Below are 6000 nucleotides of genomic sequence, written 5' to 3'. Positions count from 1 at the left end.
CCCGCTGCGCGGGCGGTCCCCCTCCCCCAGCAAGCTGTGGGAGGATTTACGATCAATCCCGTTTGGGCACCGAGAACGTGCCCGAGACGCGGCCGCCTGCAGAGCCCGTCTGGCCCGGAGCGCCGCCGGCCGAGCGGCCGTCAACAGTCGAGCGGCCGGTGGTCAGGTCGATTACCATCCGCCCGCCGTTGAGCGTGTTGCCGCCCTGGCGGAGCGCGACATTGCCGATCAGCGTGATGATCCGTTTGTTGAAATCATAGATGCCGACATTGCCGCTGGCGCGTTCTTCGCCCTTGGTGACAACCACGCCGCCATTGGCGTCGATCCGCTCGATCTCGATGCTGCCCGCGTTGCGATAGGCCACGGTCATCCGCGCCGCCTGCAGGCGAAGACCTGCCTGGGTGATATCGACATTGCCCGACAGCAGCACGCGATTGGCGCGGTCCTGCAGTTCGATGCGATCGGCAGCATAATCGACCGGCGCGTTGCTGTTGTGGTTCATCAGCGACTGCGCAGTGACGCTGCCGGGCACCAGCGCCAGCGCGGCGAGGCAAAACGCACCGGCAGCCGCACCTGGCAACCGGCGACGGGCCAGCATCGAAACCCTGGCTGAAAACCGCTTGGTCAATCCCGTATCTCCGCTCGTCACTCGATTTTGGTTCGTCACCGGGGCAATCCGCCCTGAGTCATCCGCAGCCGTGCGCGGCCTTCGAGCGTGACCGTGCGATTGGCAAGATCGGCCTTTAGCCGGTCGGCGCGGAAAGTGCCAGCGGGCAAGCGACCCGTCACCTCGCCGCGGCTGACCATGCTGCGCTTGGGCAGATCGATGTCCACATCGCGGGTGACCATGCGATAGCCATTGGCGGAGCTGAACTGCACCGGGCCGATGATCGACACCTGTTCGCTGTCCATGTTGTAGGTCCCCTGCCCGGCCTCGAGCACGCCCGGGCCTTCGGTCAGCAGGATGCGCGCGGCCAGATCGCTCATCTCCACCACCGGATTGCGCGAGGTCTTCTGCACCGCGGAGCCCGCCTGCAGCGAAAAGGGCCGTCCTTCGCTGTCCTGCCCGCGATACAGCGCCTGCGTCACCCGCATGCGTTCGCGCGCGATATCGACCTGGTTCTTGTCGAGCAGGAAGCTGACCTCTGTGTTGCGCAGCAGCGGCGCAAGCGCCAGGAACGCCACCAGCACGCCGATCGCCGAGGGCAGGATGATGCCCAGCAACCGCACCATCCGGTCATGGCTGCTGCCGGGGGTCGCAAACAGCTGGCGGCGGCTGCGCATGATATCAGCGCGTTCGGTCATGTCGCCTTAGGGGCCTTTCGGTGTCGCGCCGGTTACGCGGTCGGAGGGGGTGTTGCCCCGCGATATATTAAGCGTGCGCGAAAATATCAATTTCCGGCCAGCCCGCCAGATCGAGCTGCGCGCGCGCGGGCAGGAAATCGAAACAGGCCTGCGCGATCTCGCGGCGTCCCTCGCGCACCAGCCGTGCGTCCATCGCGGTGTGCAGCGCATGCAGGAAGCGCACGTCGCTGGCCGCATAATCGCGCTGCGCATCGTTGATCTCGGGCGCGCCCCAGTCGCTCGACTGCTGCACCTTGCTGAGCTCCTTGCCCAGCACCTCGCGCACCAGTTCCTTCAGGCCATGCCGGTCAGTATAGGTACGGATCAGCCGCGATGCGATTTTGGTGCAGAACACCGGCGCTGCCATCACGCCCAGATAATGCTGGATCGCCGCCAGATCGAACCGGGCAAAATGATAGAGCTTGAGCCGCTCGGGATCGGCGAGCACGGCGCGAAGATTTGGCGCGGCATAATCGCTGCCGGGCATGAAGCGCACCAGATGCTCGTCGCCTCTGCCATCGGAGATCTGCACCAGGCACAACCGGTCGCGCGGCGTCACCAGGCCCATGGTTTCGGTATCCACCGCCACAGGGCCGGGGGCCAGCACATCGGCAGGCAGATCGCTTTCATGGAAATATACGGTCATGCACTCTCGCCGTTGGTAGCTGCCGGCGAAATGCCGCGTCGTTTCTCGCGCCCGTTGCGGGCCCAGATGTTGAGGGATTCGACCATCGCAGAAAAAGCCATCGCGGCATAGATATATCCCTTAGGCACATGGACGCCGAAGCCATCGGCGATCAGCACAGAGCCGATCATCAGCAGGAAGCCCAGCGCCAGCATCACCACCGTGGGGTTGCGATTGATGAAATTGGCCAGCGGATCGGCAGCGACCAGCATGACGAGAACGGTGATGATCACCGCGGCCATCATGATCGGAACATGGTCGGTCATGCCGACTGCGGTCAGGATCGAATCGATCGAGAACACCATGTCGAGCGCGATGATCTGGACGATGGCCGCGCCAAAGCCGAGCGCGGCCTTGCCCTTCTTGTCCAGCGCCTCGCCCGAAGGGTCGTCATCGACGCTGTGGTGGATTTCCTTGGTCGCCTTCCACACCAGGAAGAGACCGCCTGCAATCAGGATCAGGTCGCGCCACGAGAACTGCGTCTCGAAGGTCGGCTCGCCATATTCGCCCAGCGGACCCGAAATGCCGAGGTCGAACACCGGCGTGGTCAGCGACACGATGAACGCGATCATCGACAGCAGCGCGAGCCGCATGATCAGCGCAAGGCCGATGCCGATCCGCCGCGCAAGCTGCCGCTGATGCTCGGGCAGCTTGTTCGAGAGGATCGAGATGAAGATCAGGTTGTCGATGCCAAGCACGACCTCCAGGATCACAAGGGTGACAAGTGCAGCCCATGCTGCGGGGTCGCTCAACAGCGGAATGATGCTATCCATCGGCCCCAATTGCCGCAGCGCCAGAGGCATGGCAAGGCCCGCAAACGCTGGCGCGCGCGAATTTTGCCGCCGTTCGTCGCACCGCCTGTGCGGTCGCTGGTCGCCACTGCCTGCCGGACCGCCGCAATTGCGCGGCAACGCCTTGGCCAGCCCCATTTATTATTCGCCATGCCGCCGGATTTGCGTTAAGAGAATCACCTTGGAAGTACGCGATTGCCGCGCATGTTTTGCCGTGTGTCACGCAACATCTGTGTGCTATCCACAGGTTTTTGATTGGTTGATGTCAGTTCGATTGTCGAAAGGTCGCTGGCGGATGCTGATGAAGGTTAAGGTAAGCTAAGGTAAGCTAAGGTTTTTGGTGCGTATTTGTGGCGGATTGATCCATGCTGAAAGGGTCCGCACGAAGAGTTCCATCAGTTGAGCGACAGGGTTCACGTCCGCCTTGTTCTTGAGCACATGATCCAGGACGACATTGAAAGTGAATAATTCGGCATGAGTTTTGACAGGGGTCGGCGCGGCAGGGGCCGGGACAAACGCGACAGATTTGGCGAGGATGATTTCGACGCATTTTCGCCTCCGCCTGCATATGGTGATCGTGACCGCTTCGGCGGCGGCGGTGGCGGCGGCGGATATGGCGCTCCTGCAGGTGGCGGCGGCTTCGGTGCCCCGCGCGGTCCGGGCGGAGGTGCCGGCGGCGGCGCTCCGCGCAGCGGCGGCTTTGGCGGCATGCCCACCCAGGTGGTCGGCGAAGCCAAGGGCAAGGTCAAATTCTTCAACGCGCAAAAGGGCTTCGGCTTCATCCAGCGTGACGATGGCGGCGAAGACGTGTTCGTCCACATCAGCGCGGTGGAACGTGCGGGTCTTTCCAACCTCGCCGAAGGCCAGGGCCTGGAATTCACATTGGTCGATCGCGGCGGCAAGGTGTCTGCCAGCGACCTAAAGGTCGATGGCGAACTGATCCCCGTATCCGATAGCGGCGGTGACCGCGGCGAGCGTGCACCGCGCGGCGAAGCGCCCCGCCGGGAACTCACTGGCGAGCGTGCGACCGGAACCGTCAAGTTCTTCAACTCCATGAAGGGCTTCGGCTTCATCACCCGCGACGACGGCCAGCCCGATGCGTTCGTTCACATCAGCGCGGTCGAACGCGCCGGCATGAACGGCCTCAACCAGGGCGACCGCCTCGAGTTCGACCTTGAAGTCGACCGTCGCGGCAAGCACTCCGCCGTCAATCTGGTCGCGCACCACGATTGATCGGGCGCTCGGCCTGCAAGGGCCGGGACGAGAGACATGGAACCCCGCCTGCGCTTATCGCGCGGCGGGGTTTTTTGTTTTTTCTGCCAGTGGCAGGCACCAACAGCGGTCGGGAAATCGCAGGGCTATCTGACGACGAAGTCCAGCATCGCGAGCCACATTGCCCTGGCCTTCAGCCATGACTGGTGAATCTGGACCATCACCGGCTCGCCTTCGAAGGCAGGCCGTTGCGCGAATTCCGCGGACAGTATCCTGACCTGGTCCAGAAACTCGCGGCGCTGTTCTGGTGATACGAGGTGCAGATGGCCCAGGCGGGTGCGCAACGGATCGAACCCCATGCCGGCGGCACTTTGTGCATCGAGCAGCCATTCTTCCAGCGCAACTCGCCCCGCCGGGGTGATCTGGTAATCGAGCCGCTGGCGCTTGCCCGCCGCTGCCGCGCTCGGCTCGAGCAGACCGCGCGCCGCCAGCCGCTTGATCAGCGGATAGACCGCGCCGGCCGACCCCGACCAGTATTCCGAAGGCGAGCGGGCGAAGACCTGCGCGATTGCATATGAGGTGGCCGACCCACGGCTGGCGATTTCCGCCAGCGCTGCGCCTTCCAGGTTGGTCAAAATTCCCATCCGCATTCTCCTGCACCTTCTTGACCACACAGGCCGGTTATGTCAACATATTACGAATCGTAATATACGGAGCACCAGAATGCGATCTTTGCTTGCCGTCGTCATGACTGTCGCTGCCTGCGCGCAGGGCCTCGCCGCCCAGCCCGCAGGGGCACCCTCGCAGGCCGCCGTCGCCGATGTCGATCAACGCGCGCTGGCGCGGGATCTGGCAAAGCGGCTGGAATCGGATTTCGTCTATCCCGAACAGGCCGCCCGCTATGCCGAAACGCTCCGCGCCAATGCGGATCGCGGGGCCTATGATGCGCTTGCAGGTGCAGAGCTTGCCAAGCGCTTGTCCGATGACCTGCAGAGCGTAGCCGAAGACGGCCATTTGCGCGTGATGTTCGAGGGAATAGGCGGTGGCCCGCAGATTGTGATCAGGCGCGCGCCCGATGCTGCAGGTTCTGCGCCAACCGGCCAGACCACCGGCCAGACCACCGGCCAACCGGTGATGATGCGCATGCCGCGACCGCCGGCGATCGAACACGCCGGCTGGATCGCACCCGGTATCGCCTTCGTCCGTTTCAACGGCTTCCCTGGCGGCGACGAGGCGACCGAGGCCGCACGGGCTTTCATGGCAACACATGCCGACGCCAAGGCCATCATCTTCGATCTGCGGATGCACCACGGCGGCGGGCTGGACGAGATGGATGCCGTCTTCCCATGGCTCTTTGCAAAGCCGACGCACCTCGTGACGATGGCGACCCGCAAGTCCGTCGATGAGGCCGGTGGCTCACCGATTGCGGGCGTCGCTTCGTTGCGCACCGTTTCGGGCGACCCTGCATTCGTCACGCGCGAACATTGGGTCATTCCAGGCCCCGACCAGCGGCTGGCCCAGACACAGGTGTTTGTTCTGACATCGGGGTTCAGCGCTTCGGCCGCAGAGCATTTCGTGCTCGCGCTCAAGCAGACCAAGCGGGCCACGATCATAGGCCAGGCCACCGCCGGGGCGAACCACTTCGGCGGCGACCAGGATCTGGGCGGCGGTTTCACCGCGTTCATTCCGGTAGGCCGCACCTATGATCCCGAAACCGGAAAGGACTGGGAAGGCGCCGGCATTGCGCCGGATATCGAAACCGCCCCGGAAGACGCGCTGACCAAGGCACTCACGCTTTCGGGCGTCGCCGCAAACGAGGCGGCGCAGCTCTCAGCCCGGGTGGCACCGCAGATGCCCATGATCAGGCGGCGATGAAAGCGGGCCGACCGGCTGGAATTCCGGTCGATGCACGCTGCCCACGCGCGCCGATGGCAATTTAACCAGTTGATTAAACCGCCGGCTTCATTA

General features: G+C 63.8%; 7 protein-coding genes. 2 read left to right on the top strand and 5 right to left on the bottom strand.

Annotation, left to right across the window (positions count from 1 at the left end; all coding sequences use genetic code 11):
* Positions 1 to 52: 52 nt before the first annotated feature.
* From IP68_RS13080 to IP68_RS13065, 4 genes are all read right to left on the bottom strand, one after another.
* A complete protein-coding gene (locus IP68_RS13080; RefSeq protein WP_054135445.1) occupies positions 53 to 598 on the bottom strand; it encodes an LptA/OstA family protein in 546 nt (181 codons plus the stop codon).
* A 65-nt stretch (positions 599 to 663) separates the two neighbouring features.
* Entirely contained in the window at positions 664 to 1305 is a 642-nt protein-coding gene (gene lptC, locus IP68_RS13075; RefSeq protein ID WP_054135444.1) for an LPS export ABC transporter periplasmic protein LptC, read from the bottom strand.
* Positions 1306 to 1372: 67 nt separating this feature from the next.
* Positions 1373 to 1990, bottom strand: coding sequence for a ribonuclease D (locus tag IP68_RS13070; RefSeq protein WP_054135443.1), 618 nt, complete (start codon positions 1988 to 1990; stop codon positions 1373 to 1375).
* Positions 1987 to 2802: a TerC family protein gene (locus IP68_RS13065; protein WP_054135449.1), complete on the bottom strand. Its 816-nt coding sequence runs from the start codon at positions 2800 to 2802 to the stop codon at positions 1987 to 1989. The genes IP68_RS13070 and IP68_RS13065 overlap by 4 nt, the downstream gene beginning before the upstream one ends.
* A 492-nt stretch (positions 2803 to 3294) precedes the next feature.
* On the opposite strand from IP68_RS13065, the gene IP68_RS20755 reads away from it, so the two are divergent.
* Positions 3295 to 4053, top strand: a complete 759-nt coding sequence (locus tag IP68_RS20755) for a cold-shock protein (RefSeq protein WP_054135442.1) — start codon at positions 3295 to 3297, stop codon at positions 4051 to 4053.
* A gap of 125 nt (positions 4054 to 4178) precedes the next feature.
* On the opposite strand, the gene IP68_RS13055 is transcribed toward IP68_RS20755, so the two are convergent.
* Complete coding sequence (locus tag IP68_RS13055; protein ID WP_054135441.1) at positions 4179 to 4676, bottom strand: PadR family transcriptional regulator; 498 nt, start codon at positions 4674 to 4676, stop codon at positions 4179 to 4181.
* A 79-nt stretch (positions 4677 to 4755) separates the two neighbouring features.
* Here IP68_RS13055 and IP68_RS13050 point away from each other — a divergent pair, with 79 nt between their 5' ends.
* The gene (locus IP68_RS13050; RefSeq protein WP_082382352.1) at positions 4756 to 5907 is read left to right on the top strand and encodes a S41 family peptidase; all 1152 of its coding nucleotides are present in this window, start codon (positions 4756 to 4758) and stop codon (positions 5905 to 5907) included.
* Positions 5908 to 6000: the final 93 nt, after the last annotated feature.

It is taken from the genome of Blastomonas sp. AAP25 (genome assembly GCF_001295965.1).
GTDB lineage: Bacteria > Pseudomonadota > Alphaproteobacteria > Sphingomonadales > Sphingomonadaceae > Blastomonas > Blastomonas fulva.
Note: the sequence above shows the minus strand (reverse complement) of the source record. Positions and strands in the feature narration are given on the sequence as shown.

Bases quoted from the DNA above. Each gene is read 5' to 3' on its own strand.
- IP68_RS13080 (WP_054135445.1), bottom strand. From the start codon at position 598: ATGCTGGCCCGTCGCCGGTTGCCAGGTGCGGCTGCCGGTGCGTTTTGC.
- lptC (WP_054135444.1), bottom strand. From the start codon at position 1,305: ATGACCGAACGCGCTGATATCATGCGCAGCCGCCGCCAGCTGTTTGCG.
- IP68_RS13070 (WP_054135443.1), bottom strand. From the start codon at position 1,990: ATGACCGTATATTTCCATGAAAGCGATCTGCCTGCCGATGTGCTGGCC.
- IP68_RS13065 (WP_054135449.1), bottom strand. From the start codon at position 2,802: ATGGATAGCATCATTCCGCTGTTGAGCGACCCCGCAGCATGGGCTGCA.
- IP68_RS20755 (WP_054135442.1), top strand. From the start codon at position 3,295: ATGAGTTTTGACAGGGGTCGGCGCGGCAGGGGCCGGGACAAACGCGAC.
- IP68_RS13055 (WP_054135441.1), bottom strand. From the start codon at position 4,676: ATGGGAATTTTGACCAACCTGGAAGGCGCAGCGCTGGCGGAAATCGCC.
- IP68_RS13050 (WP_082382352.1), top strand. From the start codon at position 4,756: ATGCGATCTTTGCTTGCCGTCGTCATGACTGTCGCTGCCTGCGCGCAG.